The following is a 17666-nucleotide window of genomic DNA, read 5'->3' on the forward strand; positions in this document are numbered from 1 at the left end:
GTTGCGGACGTTGAGTGGGGAGTGATTTATCTGCGGCGGGAAGCCCAAACATCGACTCCGACGGCGGCGACGATGATCACGCCCTTGATGACGTTCTGCCAGTACGCAGGAACGAGGAGGAGGTCGAGGCCGTTATTGATCGTTTGGATGAGGAGGAGGCCGATGGCGGTGCCCCAAACTGTCCCTCGACCGCCCATCAGACTGGCCCCGCCAATCACGACAGCCGCGATTGCGTCCAGTTCGTATCCTTGACCAAGGTTTGGCGCGCCCGTGATTACTCGCGAGGAGAGCATCAGGCCGGAGATTCCAGCGAGCAGGCCGCTTATCGCGTAGACGCTGAAGAGCACTCCGCGTGAGCGGACGCCGGCGATTTCTGCCGCAAGGCGGTTGCCACCGAGTGCATAGATGCGGAGCCCGTAGCTAGTGCGCTTCATAATGAACGCGAACGCGAGGATTGCGACGATCATTAGAAGGACTGGGATAGTGACGCCGAGAACTTGCGTGTTGGCGAAGACCCCGAACGATGCAGGAAGCCCGTTGATGGGTGCGCCATTTCCGATTACGTAGGCGATTCCGGAGGCAAGAGTCAGCATTCCGAGTGTTGCAATGAACGGTGGCACGTTCAATCGGCTAACAACGAGGCCGTTGATGGCTCCGGCAACGATGCCGGTAACAAGTGCAGCAAGTAGCGGAATGACCGGATTGGAGCCGATGTTGGTGGCGGCCCACGCCGCCGCCATTGCGCTTGCGGCAATGACACTTCCCACCGACAGGTCAATACCGCCCGTCAGGATCACGAGGGTCTGACCAAGCGCGATCAGTGCGAACGGTGCGGCCGCGATGAGGATCGTTGTTAGGTTATCCGGGGTGGCGAATCGTGCGCTTCGGTAGGCGAAGAAGCCCACGATGACCAGCATGACTACGACCATGATGTGTCGGATCAAGAAGTTCCCGACCTTGGCGTTCCAGGGGCGCGCGGTCTGCGACGCTGCGGCGTCCGCGCTCATCGAGTTCATCGGTCAATCTCCTTGGTAATGGTGGTGGGGGTTGCTTGACTAGTCGCCCGGGTGTCTTGGCCCGACGCGAGGCGGAAGATGGTGTCCTGCACCGCCGCGTCCGACAGTTGATCGCGCGCGAGCTCTGCGACGACGGCGTGGTCTCGAAGAACTAGCGCCCTGTGCGAGAGGCTGAGAATTTCAGGCATGTCGCTAGAGGCCATGAGGACTGCCATGCCAGATGCGGACAGCTCGGTGATGATCCGATAGATCTCGCTTCGCGCTCCGATGTCGACTCCGCGGGTGGGTTCGTCGAGTAGCAGGGCGTCAACCTTGCCGGTAAGCCACCGCCCAAGCACGACCTTCTGTTGATTTCCGCCGGACAGGTTCTCAAGGTTTTGTCCGAGGCCATTGCTTTTGAGTCGCATCGAGCGCATTGCCGTTTCGATCGCTTGGCGACGAGATTTGCCGCGGAGGATTCCGAAGGCGGAGAACGCACCGATGCGGGGGAGGGTGGCATTGTCGAGCACACTCATGGAGAGGACAGCGCCAGCGCCCTTTCGATCTTCGGGAACAATTGCGATGTTGTTGTCGATCGAGGTACGTGGCCGACCATGTCTGAGCAGCCTGCCGTTGACGGTGACAGTCCCCGCAGCCGGCTTCCGGATGCCGTAAATGCATTCGATGAGTTCTGTGCGCCCTGCGCCGACTAGTCCAGCCAAGCCAACGATCTCTCCGCGACTAACCGTGAAACTGATGGGGGCGTCGCCGTGGGAGATGACGAGGTCCCTGACGGTTAGGACGATCGCATCGTCCGCTGGCGGCAGCTCCGGAAAGAGCATGTCAAGCTCGCGGCCGATCATCGCGGTAACGATGCCGTCGTCGGTGATCTCTGTCAGAGCCGCGTCGGCAACCAGAGTGCCGTCTCGAAGGATGACGACGCGATCCGCCATTGCGCGGATCTCCTCCATCTTGTGGGTAGTGAAGAGGATCGCGACGCCCTGGTCGCGCAATCGGCGTACGACTTCAATGAGTTGCGCCACTTCCCGCTCCGGAATGGCGCTTGTGGGCTCGTCCAGAAGCAGTACGCGTGCTCCGCGAGAGGTGGCCTTGACAATCTCGATGATCTGGCGGATACCGACCGGCAGCTTCCCCATGCGGACAGTCGGATCCAGATCGACCCCGAACTCCAGGAGGCTCTGACGCGCTTGACGAATCATCGCGCCTCTGTTCAATGTGCGCAGCGTGGTGCGTAGCTCCCGGCCGACAAAGAGATTTTCGTAGACAGTGAGTTCCGGGATCGATGCGAGCTCTTGCGGAACGATCGCGACACCGAGATCGCTCGCTGCCCGGATATTGCCTGCGGCGAGGGTTTCGCCTCGAACCTCGACGAGGCCCTCGTCCGGGCGGTACTGGCCTGAGGCGATCTTCATCAGGGTGGATTTGCCAGCGCCGTTCTCGCCTGCGAGCGCGGTGACGGTCCCCGGGAGCAGCGTCAGATCGACGCCTTTCAGAACGGGAACTCCGCCGAACGACATTCGGATGCTGGAGCAGGTGAGCATCGCGATTTCCGTATCGGCGTCGACTGCTGTGTGCAAGGCAAGCTCCTTTGCTTCAACCCGAGGCAAGGTGCGCGCTCGGTGGACACAGGTTACGACCCCATTTCTCAAAGATGCAAACAGTGTGCTCATGTGAGCAAAATTGACTTGTTGTTGAGGGTGTGCTCAAATGATCGACGGAGGATCCAATGGTGCAACCACCGGGCCCGACGAGGCAGGTGCAGATCGCGCATATCGCGACCGAGTACTACCTGCACGGTCGAACGCGAATCGAAATTGCCGAGTCGACCGGGTTAAGCCGATTTAAGGTGGGTCGACTGCTCGAAGAGGCAGTCGAGGTCGGGATCGTCCGATTCGAGATCGCGAGCCCGTCGGGCGTCCGACTTGACCTCTCTGTCCAGCTCCGAGAACGTTTCGGACTGGAACACGTGGTAGTCGTGGATGTGCCCATCGAGTCCCCGACGGCTATTCAAGAGTCGCTGGGTGGTGCCGCAGCCGAGCTCTTACAAGAAATTCTCGGTGAGGATGATGTTCTGGGCGTAACGTCGGGTCGCACGATTAACGCGATGGCACGTTCGCTTCAGTCGCTTCCGTGTCGGCGCGTCGTGCAGCTAGCGGGCGCAGCCGGTCCGATCTTGCAGAGCGGTTTAGAGGTCATGCGTCGGCTGAGCACGATCGGAGGGGTGCGACCGTCGCCGATCTATTCCTCACTTGTGATGAGCGACGCGCAGGCGGCGGAGGGAGTTCGTCGGCAACCCGATGTCCGTCAAACCTTCGATCAGTTCAGCCGAGTGACTGTGGCTATCGGAGCGATCGGATCATGGTTGCCCCGGAACTCACTCATGATTGAGAATCATGCTTTGACGGACACAGACCGCCAGTCGCTGCTCGACAAAGGCGTTGTCGCGGAGATCGCGGCGACCCTGGTCACCGATTCGGGAGATGTCATCAATGATCTGAATGATCGGTTCATCGCAATCACAGAGGAGCAGCTCCGTGCGATCCCGACGATCGTCGCAGTGGCTGGTGGCGCCTCGAAGACCCGCGCGATCCGCGCAGTGTTGAACGCAAAGCTCTTGACTGGGTTGGTCACGGACAGCGAGACTGCTGAGCGACTCATCGGAGGCTAGTCAATGGCGCGTCCCCTCCTGGTCGCCGGCGTGGATTCGTCGACCCAGAACAGCAAGTTGGTCGTCGTCGACGCGTCGGATGGCACTGTCGTCCGCACCTCAACTGCGCCCCACCCAGACGGCACCCAGATCCACCCGGAACATTGGTGGCGCGCCTTTATAGCCGCTGGCGCACCAACGGCTGACGTGGCAGCGCTGTCTGTGACCGCCCAGCAACATTCAGCGATCTTCCTCGATGAAGCGGGTGCGGCGGTTCGAGATGCCATCTTGTGGAACGATCTCACTTCTAGCGAATCCGGAAGAGCGCTCCAACGAGAGTGGGGTGTCGAGCGCTGGGTGGACGAGATAGGGCTGTTGCCCGCTGGTGCACACCCCGTTTCAAAGCTTCGCTGGATTCGCGACCATGAGCCCGAGAACGCAGCTCGCGTGAGTCGGGTCATGGTGCCGCATGACTGGCTCACATGGCGAATGCTCAGGTGCCCGGAAGAGGCGACCACAGATAGATCCGACGCGTCAGGTACTGGCTACCTGTCGATCGAAGCAGGCGCGTACCGAATGGATGTCATGAAGCTTGCGTTTGGGCGGACGCTGGAAGTGCCGCGCGTGCTTCACCCATCCGCTCGCGCGGGAATCACTGCTTCCGGAATCGTTCTTGGTGCCGGCTGCGGTGATAACCCAGCGACCGCGCTCGGGTTGATGGCTGTGCCAGGCGAGATCATCGTTTCAATTGGAACGAGCATGACCGCCACGACCGTGCTGGATGCGCCAGTTCGAGACCCGCTTGGGGTTGTCGACAGCATGGCCGACGCGACCGGACGCTTTCTGCCTATCGTTGCATCTCTGAATGGCGCGCGCGTTTTGCTTTCGACTGCTGCGTTGCTTGGTGTCGGTCTCGAAGAGTTGGATCATCTCGCGGCTAGCGGAACGCAAGATGCCGATGATTTAGTCTTTCTTCCCTTTCTAGACGGCGAACGCAACCCTCACTATTCCGATTCACAAGGGGCGCTCCTTGGACTGACCCGAACGTCAATGAAGCGCGAGAACATAGCGCGAGCTGCGGTGCTTGGGATCGCCGCCGCGGCTGCTACTTCCATCGGTCACCTGCAACGGATAGGAGTGCGGGCGGAGCGTATCGTCGTAGTCGGGGGCGGGGCGCGTTCTGATTCCCTGGCTCAAGCCCTCGCGGACCTCACGCAAATCATCGTCGATCGGCCGCCGCGGGGTGAGTATGCGGCTCTCGGTGCAGCCCGACAAGCGTTGTGGGCGCTGTCGGGCGACCTTCCAGCCTGGAATCGAGGACTCGCGTCCCGATCCGTTCCTCAGCCACACGCGCCGTGGATGACGCGCGTCCGCGAACGACACTATGAGTTGGGTGAGCGACTGTTCGCGCCACCTTTGACGGACGGATAGCACCCAAGGTGCTGCTCGGAATGGCTTCAGGCGTCGCACATCCAATGGGGATTTCGCCGGGAGTCGCTCGAAAGAGGTCCGCCCACCTCCGGCAGAGGCGCATCAATCGCGCAGGGCACTATACGGTTCCATCGATACTGGTTGCATCGCGGTGAAAGACTCGACGACAAGAGCCTGAAAGTACCATCACCACGCGGTTGTTCGACTCGCGCACCGTAAGAAAGCCCAGGCGCCTGGCCAACTTTATCGATCGAGTGTTCCCTGTGGCCATCTCCGCGCTGACGTACTGCACATCTAGTCGAGTGAAGGCGATCTCCAGCATGACGCTAGCGGCTTCTGTGGCGAACCCGTGGCCGCCGCAGGCCGGGCTGAGGACCCACCCGATTTCGGCATGCCGATCTCCCGACACGATACCGCGCAGGTGAAGCGATACGTCACCGATCAGCTCCCCATCACGCTCGATAGCCAGCACCAGAAAATCATCCTCCTGAGCCAACAGGGTGTGACGTGTCCGGTCGTGGAGATGGCGGCGTGACTGGCGGCGACTTCGCGTCGGCCACGAGAGATATTCCAGCACCGTTGGCTCGGATTGGAGCCTGTACCACGCTTCAGCGTCCGCTAGTCGGTGAGGCCGCAGTACCAGTCGATGAGTTTGGATTCTTCGCGCACGATACGGGGCTTTCAATCGTGGCCCCCGCATGAATCTAGGACGGCGAGGCCTCAACTGGGGGAGTCGTGAAAGCAGCCAGTCTCCGATGGGAGAAAGACCAGCATGGCGCTGACTGCGATCGCGACTCACGGTGCTCGCGACGAGCGGAGTTCTCGAGATGACTGCCATGCGGGGACACTATGCAACGCGTCGTTGCAATGGATTTGCCTTTTTATGAACCATCTGTGGAACGGCCAAGGAGTGGAGACGGCAGGATGCTAATTTGGCCGTCGGCTGGCGCGAGGGCGGTGCAACAGGGCTGCAGTACTCACAAGACGAGGTGTGTGTCTAAACCCGGAACGAGGGGCCGTTGTGTTTCAGTATCTCGAAGTCGAGCATGCGCACGATCTCGAGTGAGGTTGCGGCTGTGCGCCTATCCGTGACCTGGAAATTGCCCATTGGCATTTCTACGGGTTTATCGTACGATTTGTCTAGTCCTCTAGATGGGGATCAACCCGGCGCGACCGTAGCCTCCCACAAGAAGCGACGAGCGCAACACCGAGCACAGTCACACGGCAGTGGCTCTTGGGCAAGGACGCCACAAGAAAGGTGAAAGAGTGAACAAGCGCAATTTCCGGCGGGGAGGACTCGTTCTCGTCGCCGCAAGCGTCGTCGCCATGCTGGCGGCATGCAGTCCCGGGGCGGGAACCCCCAGCACGCCCCCCAAAGCAACAGATCTCCGAGGTCAGACCATCAAGGTGATGGTGAGTTCCGGGCATCAGCAATTCAACCCGGTGTGGGACACCGAGCTTCCCAAATGGGAAGCGAAGACCGGAATCAAGGTGGAGCTGGACAAGGTCAACACCACCGACATCTCAAGTACCTTCCTTCGGGACGTCACGGTCGGTGGGTGCACCATCGACAACGTCGAGATGCTCGATGGAGGAACAGCAGCCGCAGCATCGCACATGGCTGACCTTGGACAGTTCTTGAAGGCAGACGGTTCCAGCGCCGCCGAACTGCTGAAGGACCAGGTGCCCTTCGCGCAGAAGGCCTACTCATTCAACGGCAAGCTGGCCTTCTACCCCTTCTATTCGGGCGCGAAGGCCGTGGCCTACCGCAAGAGCTGGTTCGTCGACCCTGCGAACCAGTCCGCCTTCCAAGCCAAGTACGGCTACAAACTGCCCGACCCGCCGACCACAGCGCAGCAGGTCAAGGACGTAGCGGCGTTCTTCTCCACGCCCACCACAAAAGGGATCGTCTTCTCCGGCTCGGGCGACCCAGCGGAAACGACACTGGCCGACTTGATCTTCCGCAACGGCGTCGACGGGTACCAGGACGCGAAGGGCAACGCTCAATGGGGTCCCGCGCATCCGAACAATGAAAAGAAGGTTGTAGAGGCAGCGGACTACCTCTCCAGCTTCATCTCCGACGGTGACACCCCCGATTCGATCGGCGCCATGCAGTCGGCCGACACCACGTCAAACTTCCTCGCGGGCAACACCGCTATGGACTACGACCACGTCTATCTGTTCTGGAACCGGATGAAGGACGCGCAGTCGACCCTCGGCGACATCGGCACGTTCGAGTTCCCGAGCCTTGAAAAGGGCCAGGGCGGCATTTCCTTCTACTGGGGGCGCGGCATCCCGGAGTGCAGCAAGCACAAGGACGCGTCGTGGGAGTTCACAAAGTGGATCATGTCGCCAGAGATTCAGAAGCTCGCGCTCACCAAGGGTGTTGGTGTCTATGTCCCGACCGACAAGTCACTGCTGAGTTGGTCCGTCGACCAGGGAGTGATCCCGCAGGGAGTGGCGGACTCGGTGACTCACGCGAAGGCGTACAAGGTGACGCCGGTCACCAATCAACTCCGCCAATCCATTGACATTCCTCTCGTTGAGAAGCTCATCGGCAAGCAGCTCACTCCCCAGGAATACGCAGAAACATCGGGCACGCAGATGCAGGATGCCGCCAATGCGGCCGGTGTGGCCCACTGAGGCTGACCCCACTGCTCTGATACGTCGGGGTCGCGCCCATCGCGCGGCCCCGACGCGATCGAAAGGAGACGAGACGTGCCAAACGAAACGTTGACCAAGCGTCAAGACCGAGACGAGACCATCCCGATGCAGCACAAGCAATCGGCACAGAAACGGCAACGGAGTCGCCAAGGCTACTGGCCGTTTCTTGTCCCTGCCATGATCGGAGTGGTCGCACTTATCGCAGTGCCGATCGGCTTCACCTTCTATTACAGCCTCCGCAACTACAATCTGCAGATCGGTTCCGACCAGTTCAACGGAGTTGACAATTACATACGGCTCTTCACCGGTCAGAACGGCGACTTCATCGCCGCCACGCTGCGAACGTTCGGCTACGTGTTCGTGGTCATCGTTTTCGACTTTGTGCTCGCGATGGCGCAAGCGCTCCTCATCTTCAGCATGAAACAAGGCTGGGCGAAGTTTTGGCGGGCAGTCTTCATCCTGCCGATCCTGGTGATCCCCACCGCGAGCGCCGTCTTCTGGCGCAACGTCATGTACGCGCCGCATAACGGAGAGTTCCTAAAGGTGCTCGGCCTCGACGGAATCGTGAATCCGCCCCTCGGCGACCCGAAGCTTGCATTCTGGGCGATCATCGTTGTCGTGGTGTGGGCATGGTCACCGTGGGTGTTCATCCTGTTCTCGAGTGGGCTGGATCAGATCGACCGCAGTGTCATCGAAGCGTCAATGGTCGATGGTACGAGCTATTTTCAGCGACTCAGGACGATTATTTTCCCACTGATGCGACCCGTCATCTTTGTGACCCTTAGCTTCAAGGCCCTCGATTCGTTCTTATCGTTCCCCTTCGTCTGGGTGCTAACGCAGGGTGGACCGGGAGATTCCACGCACATTCTGAGCACGTTTATCTATCAACAGGCGTTCAACCTGCTGGATTACGGCAACGGCTCTGCGATGGCAATCGTGATGCTCGTGATCAGCGGAGTGATCTCGATTGCAGCGGTGCTGGGCTGGCAGCGGTTCTATGGAAAAGAGGCCTGAGATGAGAGCACTGAAGCTCGCAGCGCGAAAGGTTCCGCGCACCATCCTGCTGATTGTCATCCTTCTCTGGGTGCTCGTGCCGATCTATTTCCTTGTCGCCACTTCGCTCGTCCCCGAAGGTGTCACCCTGAACGGGCTCGAACTGCCGAAGGCAATCACGTTTTCCAACTACGCTGGCCTGTTCTCCGGGGCGAACTCAATCTGGATCCCCTTGATCAACTCCACAGTCGTAACCATCGCCTCCACGGGAATCGCGCTCCTGCTGGCAGTTCCCGCGGCCTATGCGCTGTCCCACTTGCGGCATCGACGAAGCGGGCGTGCTGCATACCTGTCGTTCTTCGTGCTTCGCGGCATCCCTCCGATCGCGCTCGTGATGCCCTTCTACCTGATCTTCGCGCGCGTCAACATGCTGAACTCGTTGCCAGGGATCATCATTGCGCTGGCGCCGCTCGCCCTTCCGTATTGCGTGTGGACGCTACGGGTCACGTTTGACCAGATCCCGCGCGAGGTCGAAGAGGCAGGAGCCGTGGATGGGGCGGGACGCCTGCGGATGTTCTTCTCTGTCGTCCTGCCGATAGCCGCGCCAGGTATTGCCGCGACAGGAGTGCTCTCTGCACTCTTTATTTACGTCGACTACATCATCGTGGCACCCCTTGCCGGCCCGCAGACGTACACGTTCCCCATCTACGTCACGAGCTTCTCGCAAGACTTCGTTCAGCTCGTCGGGCCGCTGTCCGCTGCGGCGATTGTCGGGGCGATCCCGATGGCGATCATGTTCATTGTCAGCCAGCGCTTTAGTCGACGACTCGCGAGCGCAGGAATCCACTGACTAATGACTTGACATGGCGGCGTATTCAATAGTTGTATAGACTACTAGATGACTACATATCCTGATGAAGGAGAACACACAGAAATGACCCAGGACTCAACGACGAGATCGTGGAGAGACCTCACGGACCCGCGCCGGATCGTCGACCTCGACGACATCGAGGACCGCGAAGCCGGGCGCAAGGAGCCCGAGTTCGAGAACCTCGACATTCCCGAGAACCTCGGCACCGTGCGCGAGCTGATTGACGACCACAAGATCAAGCGCTACGCGTTCACGCAGGACGAGTACGGGCCGTGGTACTTCGATAACAGTCCATTCGGTGGACGCATCGGCCAGGCCGCGCTCCTTTGCAATGATCTCGTGCAGATGTTCACCAACGTGTACGCCGCAAGTAAGGTCGTGGGCTTCCACACCGAGGAGCAGATGTGGTTCGACAGCCCGGCCAGGTTGGGCGAGGAAGTCACTCTGTCTGCGACATACACAGACTCCTACGTGCGGCGCGGCGAAGGCTACGTTGTCATGGACGCTCAGGTGACTGGCGAAGACGGTCGCAGCGTGATCCGTCATCGGGGCGTCGAGATCCTGAAAACCGTACCGGGCACCCTCGGCGGACGCGGAAGTGGGACGCCGGAGCGTCGGGTGACAGGGGACGTCCCTGACGACGCGCAGGTGGTGGCCGTCTTTGATGGGAATACCACGGTCGGCGATGTCCTCAAGCCAGTGACGAAAGAGGTCACCTTCGAGCAGGCGGCAGTGTTCTCTCGCATCGGTGAGTACGTGATCAACACGCACAACAATCTCCAGGCAGCGCGTGACGGCAAGCTGCGCCAGCCGATCGTGCAGGGTGCTCAGCAGTTCGGTCTGATCGCTGGCCGCCTGGTCGAAGCGTTCGGCCCTGCCTTCTTCACTACCGGCTGGATGCAGATCAAGTTCCTCGTCCCCGTGGAGGTGTTCGAGCCGATCACCATCACCGCTGTTGTCACCGACATCGTGCCCAGAGACGGCGGAGGATTCACCGCCGAACTCGACGTCTGGATCCGGCGGCCGGACGGCCGTCTGGTCACGGTCGGCTGGGCATCAGCCGCCCTCCCCACCAATAGCTGACCTCTACCCAACAAGAGAAAACGGACTCATGACTAATGCCAAGACCGGCGGCCAGATCGTCGTCGATATGCTCAAATCACTCGGAATCCGATACGTGTTCGGAGTCGTCGGCGGACAGACTCTTGCCATCACCGACGCGATTATCGACACGCCAGGAATCGAACTAATTCACACCCGCCACGAGAATGCCGCCGCTGTGATGATGGATGCATACGGCCGCCTCACCGGCGAACTCGCGGCGTGCATCTCCACCACCGGCCCAGGGGCGACCAACCTGCTGACCGGTGTTGGGGGCGCCTACCGCGACTCGAGCCCCGGCTTCGTCATTACATGCAACAACAATGGCGAGAACATCCACAAGGACGACGCGCAGAACGCCGATCATGTCGAGCTCTTCAAGCCGCTGACTAAATGGAGCCGGTTGGTCGCGCACTCTTCCTCGATCAAGCAGGCGATGGAGGAGGCGTACATCAATGCCATGTCGGGCAACCCCGGTCCCGTCCACCTCGATTTCGCTCGTGACACCATCGAAGGGACCGTCGCCGTCCCGCCGGAGATTCCGTCGGTGCACCCGTCACGCGGATGGGTTGCCCAGCGGCCGGCTCCGAACGCAATCGCGCTCGCCGAGGCGGTCGAGCGACTTCTCGCCGCCGAGCGCCCCGTGATCTGGCTCGGAAATGGCGGCAACCGAGGCCGGGCGTGCGATGCCGTCCTTGCTCTCGCTGAGGCGCTAAGCATCCCGGTCGTCACCACCTTCAACGGCATCGGCGCCATTCCCACCACGCACCCGCTCGCGTTCGGCGCCGTGAGCCGCATGGGAACGACCATCTCCACTAGGGTCATCGGCGATGCCGATCTGGTCTTGGCGCTCGGCAACAGCCTTAACGCGGTCTCCACCACGCGATGGAAGCGTCAGCTCCCTGCCGTCATTCAGGTGGATGTGGACCCCACCATGATCGGACGCTACTACTCCGACATCACCACTGGAATTGTGTCGGACATCAACTCGTTCATCGAGGCCGCGCTCGTGGCTGTGGGCGACAGGGCAGAGGCTGCTTCAGCGTCCAGGTCAGAGTGGATTGCGGACCTGCAGCAGGCTCGTGAGCTGTGGTGGACGAGTTCCGACGTGACCGCGGATGCTCACCCTGCACCGTTGTCGCCCGCGGACATCGTCCGTGAGCTGCGGAGGATCGCCCCCGATAACACGCTGCTGATCCCGGACGCTGGTAACCCTGGAGTCTGGTCCTTCCTATGGGAGGTCACGGAGCCAAACAGCTACATAAAGCCGGTGGGATTCGGGAACATGGGGTTCGCGTTGCCGTCGGCGATCGCAGCGGCCGCCATCGACCCGAACCGCCCAGTGCTGGCCCTCATCGGTGACGGCTCGCTCGGGATGAGCCTGGGTGAACTCGAAACGCTCGCTCGCGTTGGCGGTAGAGTCTGCATCGTGGTTCTCAACGACGCCAGCTACGGCAACATCCGCCAGGAGCAGGAGCTGCACTTCAACGGAAGAACGATCGGCGTCGATTTCGGCCCGGTGGACTTCGGCGAGGTCGCCAGGGGAATGGGTATCGACGGCGAGGTGGTCCACGACCTCGGGACCCTCTCACGCCGGGCCAAAGAAGCTCTGACGACCGGCATCGGCCCTGTGCTCCTCGACGTGCCGCTGGATCGCGAAGTCAATGCGTGGACCTACCACGCGTTTCTGCCGTTCGAGGCAAGCGAGGAGTAATGCTGTATGACGCGAGGTGACGGTCCGCTCAGCGGTATCAAGGTGCTGGATCTCTCGCGTTTCATCGCCGGGCCGCTGTGCGCTCAGGTACTCGGAGACTTCGGCGCCGAGGTCGTCAAGATCGAGCGGCCCGGCGGCGAAGACTCTCGGCATCACGGTCCGTATTATCGCGATGAGAGCGTCTACATGATGCTTTACCATCGCAACAAGTACGACGCGACGCTGGACACTCGACACAGTCGCGCGCTCGCGATTCTAGATCGTCTGATCACTTGGGCAGATGTTGTCATAGAGAACTTCCGCCCAGGGACGCTCGAGAAGATCGGAATCGGCTGGGCGCGTATGCAGCAGCTTAATCCCTCGGTGATCCTGGTCTCCATCTCAGGATTCGGGCAGACCGGTCCGGACTCGTCGAGGGCGCTATTCGACGCGATTTCGCAGGCCCAGTCAGGGCTCATGTACGCAACAGGAGACCCGGATGGCATGCCCACTCTTTCGGGAACGTACATCGCCGACTACACCACCGGGTATGTCGCAGCCATCGGCGCTCTCGGAGCGATCGTGCATCGAGAGAGAACAGGGGAAGGGCAGCTAGTCGACATAGCGTCTCTGGACTCCATGTTCGCGACGATGGGCATCCGACTTATCACTCAGTTGATGCTCGGTCAGGAGATACCTCGCAGCGGTTCGCGCGATCCCCTGACTGCGCCGGTAAACGTCTATCAGGCGGCGGACGGGCCGATCTACATTCAGGGCGGGACGCGGACGTTGTTCCGTGCATTGTTCACTGTGATCGGCCGTGACGATCTTGCCCAGGATGAGCGTTACCAGCACGCCGAGAACAGGATGACAGACCAGAGGATGTTGGAGGCCGCGGTGGGAGATTGGGCGCTGTCGCGCACTCGCGATGAGATCGCCGACGCGCTCCGAGGTGCAGGCGTGCCTTACGCTCCCGTCGCATCCATCGCGGAAGTGGCCGAGTCGCCGCAGATCGCCGCTAGAGGGATGGTGCAAGAAATTGACCATCCCACGCTCGGAACCCTGCGACTTCCTGGCTCCCCGATCAAGATGAGCGCGACACCACCCACAGTTAGGAAGGCCCCGCCGCTGGCGGGTGAGGACAATGACTACGTGTACGGCGCGATCCTTGGCTTGTCTGCCGACGAGATTGATCGACTCCGCCACGAAGGAGCAATCTGATGTCTCCGCCACGTGTTCTCGCTATTGACGTTGGCTCGTCGGGGGTGCGTGCCGCGGCCGTCGAGCCTGACGGTCGCGTCGTCGCGTCCGCGCGAGTGGATCGCCCCGATTCTCGTTCCGGAGTGGTGTTCAATCCCACGCTGCTGTGGGACCAAGTTGTCGAGGCTTGCCGGGAGCTCGACGCAACAGTCAGGGCGAGCATAGGCAGCCTCGCCGTCGCCGCTCACATCGGCACTGTCTTTTTGGACCGTGGGCTGGCTCCCATCGGCCCCGGGCGAGGATGGGCCGACGCGGACGGAGTCGACCTCATGCGCAATGTGCTCGGCACGCGAAATTCGGAACTGCTGCGTTCGGCGGGACGCCCTGCGGTCACGGGAGGGGCAGCCGCCGCCGCGCTCTGGCTCCGTTCTAAACATCCGGACGACTTTGCGCGAGTTGCTCACATCGTGTCTCCGAAGGATTATCTTGTGGCAGTCCTTGCCGGCGTCGTGGCGACAGACCACACGACTGCCGCGTACACAGGGCTTAGTCGAGTTGCAGCGCGGGAGTGGAATACAGACATCCTCGACATCCTCGAACTCGATGGGCGCGTCCTACCTCGCCAGATGTCCTCGACCGACGTCGTCGGTAACGTCGGTCGCGCTGCAGCGGAGTCCTTGGGTATACCTTCGGGAATACCGGTAGTCTCCGGCGGACCCGACGGCACTGTTGGTGCAGCCTTCGTAATCGGAGAGCGGTCCGGCCTCATCGCTGATGTGGCGGGGACGACAGATGTTGTCGTAGGTCTCGTTGGTGATCCGGAAGACGCTCCCGGAGAGGCTATGGTGAACCCTTACCCTCTCGGAGGGTTTAGTGCCGGCGGCGCGACCGGCATGACTGGTGGGGCGATGGCCCGTTGGGCGGACCTTCTCGGCTTCGCCGATTCACGAGAGGCGGTCGAGGCGCTCGGCCGAAACGACTCCGTCGAACCGGGCGCCGGCGGCCTAAGGATCATTCCAACCCTCTCGGGCGGAAGATTCCCGCGCTGGCGGCCAGACGAACGTGGCGCGGCGTGGGGACAGGGTGATGAGCATCGACGATTGCATTTCGTCCAGGCAGCCGCCGAGGGCGCAGCTTTCGTCGTCCGTGAGGGTATCGACCTTCTCGACGAGGGGTCAGGTCGGCGCTCGGTCATAGCCCTCGCCGGCGGCGCTGCGCGGTCGAAGTTCCTTGCGCAAATGCGAGCTGACGTCCTCAATCGAGAGGTGGTGCTGTGCGGAGAGGCTGACGTCAGCCTCCTCGGCGCGGCTCTATTGGCGTTGCGTGGGGCGAACATCACCCCAGCGGGAGGCTTCGACGTCGAAACTCGCGAATTCGAGAGAGTACTTCCCGACCCTGGTCGGGCTGAGGCATATGAAATCGTGTACCGCGAGTGGCAAAGTGGACTAGACGTCCAAACCACTATCCCATAGAATGTCAGCGAGGGCGAGGAGGCACCGTGGGCTCCGCTAATGGACCGATCTACCAGGTCATTGTGCGCGATATCACCGAGCAGATCAGCGGGGGATCGCTTCAGCCGGGCGACCGGTTGGAAAGTGAGCCCCGGCTGGCAGAGAAATACGGCGTCAGCCGCATGACGCTTCGACAGGCGCTCGGTGAACTCGAGTCCGGAGGACTCGTCGTGCGTCGACACGGGGCCGGCACCTTCGTCAGCCGTCCGCGGCCGATTCAGCGACATGGAAATCAGCTCGGCGCCTTTCATGAAGAGATGGGCCTCGACGCCGCAGAAATCGAAACCGAGCTACTTGTGCAAGACGTCGTGACCCCGCCGGGGGATGTGGCGGAAGACCTGCACCTGGGGCCGGGCCAGACCACATCGCATCTGATTCGACTGCGTAAACTGCACGGGGCGCCCATCGCGCTCCAGGAATCGTGGATCCCCTACCTCCTAGCGCCCGGCCTCGGCAGAGATGGGCTCATCGACGGCTCGCTCTATAAGACGATGAAAGAGCGTGGCGGTCTGGAAGTCCGCAGTGCCGAGCAAGCGGTTTCGGCGGCTGCGGCAGATCTCACGATTGCTTCGGCGCTCGCCGTCGCCGTCGGCGACCCGGTCATGAACATCCGGAGGGTGTCCTTGGACGTCTCGGGGAACCCGATCGAGGTCGCACAAAGTTTCACCAGCTCCGAACTTCCCCTTATTGTTCATCTCGAGCGCTGACGAAGGTTGCCATGACCCTGACTTCCCTCCCAACGGTCACGCACGCCGAGGCCCATGCGAACGGCAAGGACGCCGCATACGACGCAATCGTCATCCCCGAGCCGTTCCCGGGTGTGGATGTGACGCTCGACGCTGACCGGGTTCGCAGCTACGCCTTCGCCCAGGGGGACTACGGCTCGTGGTATTTCTACGATTCGCCGTTTGGTGGACCGATCGGGCACCCGCTGCAGCTCGCCAACGACCTGCTCTTCCTGTTCTATGAGACCTACAACGGGAACACGGCAGAGGGTCTTCAGACTCACGAACGCTTGCGCTGGCGCTCTCCATTGCGGCTGGGGGAGACGGTGCGAATCGAAGGCGGCTACGTCGAGCGGTACGAGAACAGAGGGCACGGCTACGTCGTCATGGAAGCCGATGCGCGAGCCGCTGATGGCCGTCAGATCCTCGAGCATCGGGGCACGGAGATTATGCGCACGCGCGCCGGAGAGGTGTCGGGGCGATCGAGGGCGACGCCGGCGAAGCGTCGAGTGGCCGCTGAGCCTGACCTATCGCTGCCCACATTGAGCTCGGCGAAGACGGGAGCGACAGTCGGCTCACCCGTTGCGGGGCTCTCCCGCCACTTCACCCAGGATCAGATGAACGTCTTCTCGTGGCTGTCCCGTGGATACCGAAACGTGCACACGGACATATCGCGCGCGAGGGACAGTGGTGTCGACCGCACGATAGTGCAGGCTCTGCAGCAGACCGGACTCATCGCCGAGGCGATGGTTGCCTATTTCGGGCCTACTTGGTTCACCAGTGGCGAGCTCGATCTTCGATACACACACCCGGCCTTCTGTGACGAACAGCTCAGCGTGAACGCGGTATTGGTCGGCGAGTCGGACGGCATCCAGGAACTGGAAGTCTGGATCGACTCCGACGGAGGGGCGCGGACGGCGCTCGGCTGGGCCAAGGCCCGGGTCACCGAGGATGTTCGACGACCCGAGCCCCTGATCCGGCTATAGCCGGATCAGGGTCCGATTGGCCTTAGTGGCGCGGTGGCTCCCGGTCGAGTGGCGGCTCAGCGCCTTCGGCAATTGCGAGGCGTTGCCGAGCGGCGTTGACCAGCCAAGCCTCGTCCGTGGTGATGACGTAACGGTCTTCCTTGATTCCCGCCAGCACGATCCGCGCCACCTCGTCGGGGCTGAGCCCGTGCTCGCGTGCGGCGAGCAGTCGCTCGCGGCCGACGTCGTCTGCGCTTCCCGCCTGCTCCAGGTGCGACACCAGCGAGGTTCGAACGGTCGTGGGGCAGATCATCGAAACACGAACAGGGCTTCCGATCTCGCGCAGCTCCCGCGACGCGGACTCTGTGAGTGCAAGCACAGCGTGCTTGGTGGATCCGTACGACCCCATGCGAGGCCCGGAGGACCACGAGGCAACGGACGCAGTATTGATGAGACGGCCGGAACCTCGGGCGATCATGTGCGGGAGAAAGGCGCGCATGCCGTGCAGCACGCCCCAATAGTTGATCCGCATTGCAAGTTCCCACTGGTCGAGGGAGCCCTCCCACACCGGTCCAACTGGTCCGATGATTCCCGCATTGTTGACGAGGATATCTGGCGATCCCCACGCGTCGACAACTGACGCTGCTAGAGCGTCGACGTCGCGAGCATCGGTAACGTCGGTGCGAATGGCCATCGGCTCGCTCCCCGACGTTTCGCGCGCGACCATGTCACGCGCGTCGGCGAGCGCTTCCTCGCGCACATCTGACATTGCCACTCGGTAGCCCGAGCCAGCGAATGCCTTAGAGAGGGCGAGACCGATGCCGCTGGCGGCGCCGGTCACGACAGCAG

15 protein-coding genes are annotated in these 17666 nt (G+C 61.6%); 11 read left to right on the top strand and 4 right to left on the bottom strand.

The features are described from left to right. Positions 1-26: 26 nt before the first annotated feature. Together ASE16_RS02590 and ASE16_RS02595 are read right to left on the bottom strand one after the other, a co-directional pair. Positions 27-1016: an ABC transporter permease gene (locus ASE16_RS02590; RefSeq protein WP_055890246.1), complete on the bottom strand. Its 990-nt coding sequence runs from the start codon at positions 1014-1016 to the stop codon at positions 27-29. Further along, a complete protein-coding gene (locus ASE16_RS02595) occupies positions 1013-2593 on the bottom strand; it encodes a sugar ABC transporter ATP-binding protein (protein ID WP_235500270.1) in 1581 nt (526 codons plus the stop codon). The genes ASE16_RS02590 and ASE16_RS02595 overlap by 4 nt, the downstream gene beginning before the upstream one ends. Positions 2594-2742: 149 nt before the next feature. On the opposite strand from ASE16_RS02595, the gene ASE16_RS02600 reads away from it, so the two are divergent. After that, positions 2743-3684 carry a sugar-binding transcriptional regulator gene (locus ASE16_RS02600; protein WP_055890249.1) on the top strand — a complete coding sequence of 314 codons (942 nt, stop codon included), beginning with the start codon at positions 2743-2745 and terminating at the stop codon, positions 3682-3684. A 3-nt stretch (positions 3685-3687) separates the two neighbouring features. Next, positions 3688-5094 carry an FGGY family carbohydrate kinase gene (locus ASE16_RS19270; protein ID WP_082581168.1) on the top strand — a complete coding sequence of 469 codons (1407 nt, stop codon included), beginning with the start codon at positions 3688-3690 and terminating at the stop codon, positions 5092-5094. A 118-nt stretch (positions 5095-5212) separates the two neighbouring features. Here ASE16_RS19270 and ASE16_RS19275 read toward each other — a convergent pair whose 3' ends face one another. After that, the gene (locus ASE16_RS19275; protein WP_200949538.1) at positions 5213-5932 is read right to left on the bottom strand and encodes a GNAT family N-acetyltransferase; all 720 of its coding nucleotides are present in this window, start codon (positions 5930-5932) and stop codon (positions 5213-5215) included. A gap of 428 nt (positions 5933-6360) precedes the next feature. On the opposite strand from ASE16_RS19275, the gene ASE16_RS02605 reads away from it, so the two are divergent. The 9 genes from ASE16_RS02605 to ASE16_RS02645 all read left to right on the top strand — a co-directional run bounded on the left by ASE16_RS02605 (position 6361) and on the right by ASE16_RS02645 (position 16838). Next, positions 6361-7737: an ABC transporter substrate-binding protein gene (locus tag ASE16_RS02605; protein ID WP_082581170.1), complete on the top strand. Its 1377-nt coding sequence runs from the start codon at positions 6361-6363 to the stop codon at positions 7735-7737. A gap of 75 nt (positions 7738-7812) precedes the next feature. Next, positions 7813-8772, top strand: coding sequence for a carbohydrate ABC transporter permease (locus ASE16_RS02610; protein ID WP_082581171.1), 960 nt, complete (start codon positions 7813-7815; stop codon positions 8770-8772). A gap of 1 nt (position 8773) precedes the next feature. Next, positions 8774-9601, top strand: coding sequence for a carbohydrate ABC transporter permease (locus ASE16_RS02615; RefSeq protein WP_055890257.1), 828 nt, complete (start codon positions 8774-8776; stop codon positions 9599-9601). 84 nt (positions 9602-9685) lie between these two features. Then, the gene (locus ASE16_RS02620) at positions 9686-10705 is read left to right on the top strand and encodes an FAS1-like dehydratase domain-containing protein (protein WP_055890260.1); all 1020 of its coding nucleotides are present in this window, start codon (positions 9686-9688) and stop codon (positions 10703-10705) included. Positions 10706-10733: 28 nt separating this feature from the next. Beyond that, positions 10734-12437, top strand: coding sequence for a thiamine pyrophosphate-binding protein (locus ASE16_RS02625; protein ID WP_055890263.1), 1704 nt, complete (start codon positions 10734-10736; stop codon positions 12435-12437). Positions 12438-12443: 6 nt separating this feature from the next. Then, positions 12444-13637, top strand: coding sequence for a CaiB/BaiF CoA transferase family protein (locus tag ASE16_RS02630; protein WP_055890265.1), 1194 nt, complete (start codon positions 12444-12446; stop codon positions 13635-13637). Next, on the top strand, positions 13637-15088 hold the full coding sequence (locus ASE16_RS19570; protein ID WP_157480008.1) for a xylulokinase: 1452 nt from the start codon (positions 13637-13639) through the stop codon (positions 15086-15088). The genes ASE16_RS02630 and ASE16_RS19570 overlap by 1 nt, the downstream gene beginning before the upstream one ends. A 26-nt stretch (positions 15089-15114) precedes the next feature. Next, complete coding sequence (locus ASE16_RS02640; protein ID WP_055890270.1) at positions 15115-15834, top strand: GntR family transcriptional regulator; 720 nt, start codon at positions 15115-15117, stop codon at positions 15832-15834. 11 nt (positions 15835-15845) lie between these two features. Next, on the top strand, positions 15846-16838 hold the full coding sequence (locus ASE16_RS02645; RefSeq protein ID WP_055890272.1) for a MaoC/PaaZ C-terminal domain-containing protein: 993 nt from the start codon (positions 15846-15848) through the stop codon (positions 16836-16838). Positions 16839-16860: 22 nt separating this feature from the next. Here the strand turns inward: ASE16_RS02645 and ASE16_RS02650 are convergent, their stop codons facing one another. Continuing rightward, positions 16861-17658, bottom strand: a complete 798-nt coding sequence (locus ASE16_RS02650; RefSeq protein ID WP_162255959.1) for an SDR family oxidoreductase — start codon at positions 17656-17658, stop codon at positions 16861-16863. Positions 17659-17666: the final 8 nt, after the last annotated feature.

This window comes from Leifsonia sp. Root227, from assembly GCF_001428745.1.
In the GTDB taxonomy this organism is placed as follows: Bacteria; Actinomycetota; Actinomycetes; order Actinomycetales; family Microbacteriaceae; genus Leifsonia.

Coding starts and splice junctions, on each gene's coding strand:
- ASE16_RS02645 (WP_055890272.1), top strand. CDS start 15,846: ATGACCCTGACTTCCCTCCCAACGGTCACGCACGCCGAGGCCCATGCG.
- ASE16_RS02630 (WP_055890265.1), top strand. CDS start 12,444: ATGACGCGAGGTGACGGTCCGCTCAGCGGTATCAAGGTGCTGGATCTC.
- ASE16_RS02590 (WP_055890246.1), bottom strand. CDS start 1,016: ATGAACTCGATGAGCGCGGACGCCGCAGCGTCGCAGACCGCGCGCCCC.
- ASE16_RS19570 (WP_157480008.1), top strand. CDS start 13,637: ATGTCTCCGCCACGTGTTCTCGCTATTGACGTTGGCTCGTCGGGGGTG.
- ASE16_RS02600 (WP_055890249.1), top strand. CDS start 2,743: ATGGTGCAACCACCGGGCCCGACGAGGCAGGTGCAGATCGCGCATATC.
- ASE16_RS02625 (WP_055890263.1), top strand. CDS start 10,734: ATGACTAATGCCAAGACCGGCGGCCAGATCGTCGTCGATATGCTCAAA.
- ASE16_RS02615 (WP_055890257.1), top strand. CDS start 8,774: ATGAGAGCACTGAAGCTCGCAGCGCGAAAGGTTCCGCGCACCATCCTG.
- ASE16_RS19275 (WP_200949538.1), bottom strand. CDS start 5,932: ATGGCAGTCATCTCGAGAACTCCGCTCGTCGCGAGCACCGTGAGTCGC.
- ASE16_RS19270 (WP_082581168.1), top strand. CDS start 3,688: ATGGCGCGTCCCCTCCTGGTCGCCGGCGTGGATTCGTCGACCCAGAAC.
- ASE16_RS02620 (WP_055890260.1), top strand. CDS start 9,686: ATGACCCAGGACTCAACGACGAGATCGTGGAGAGACCTCACGGACCCG.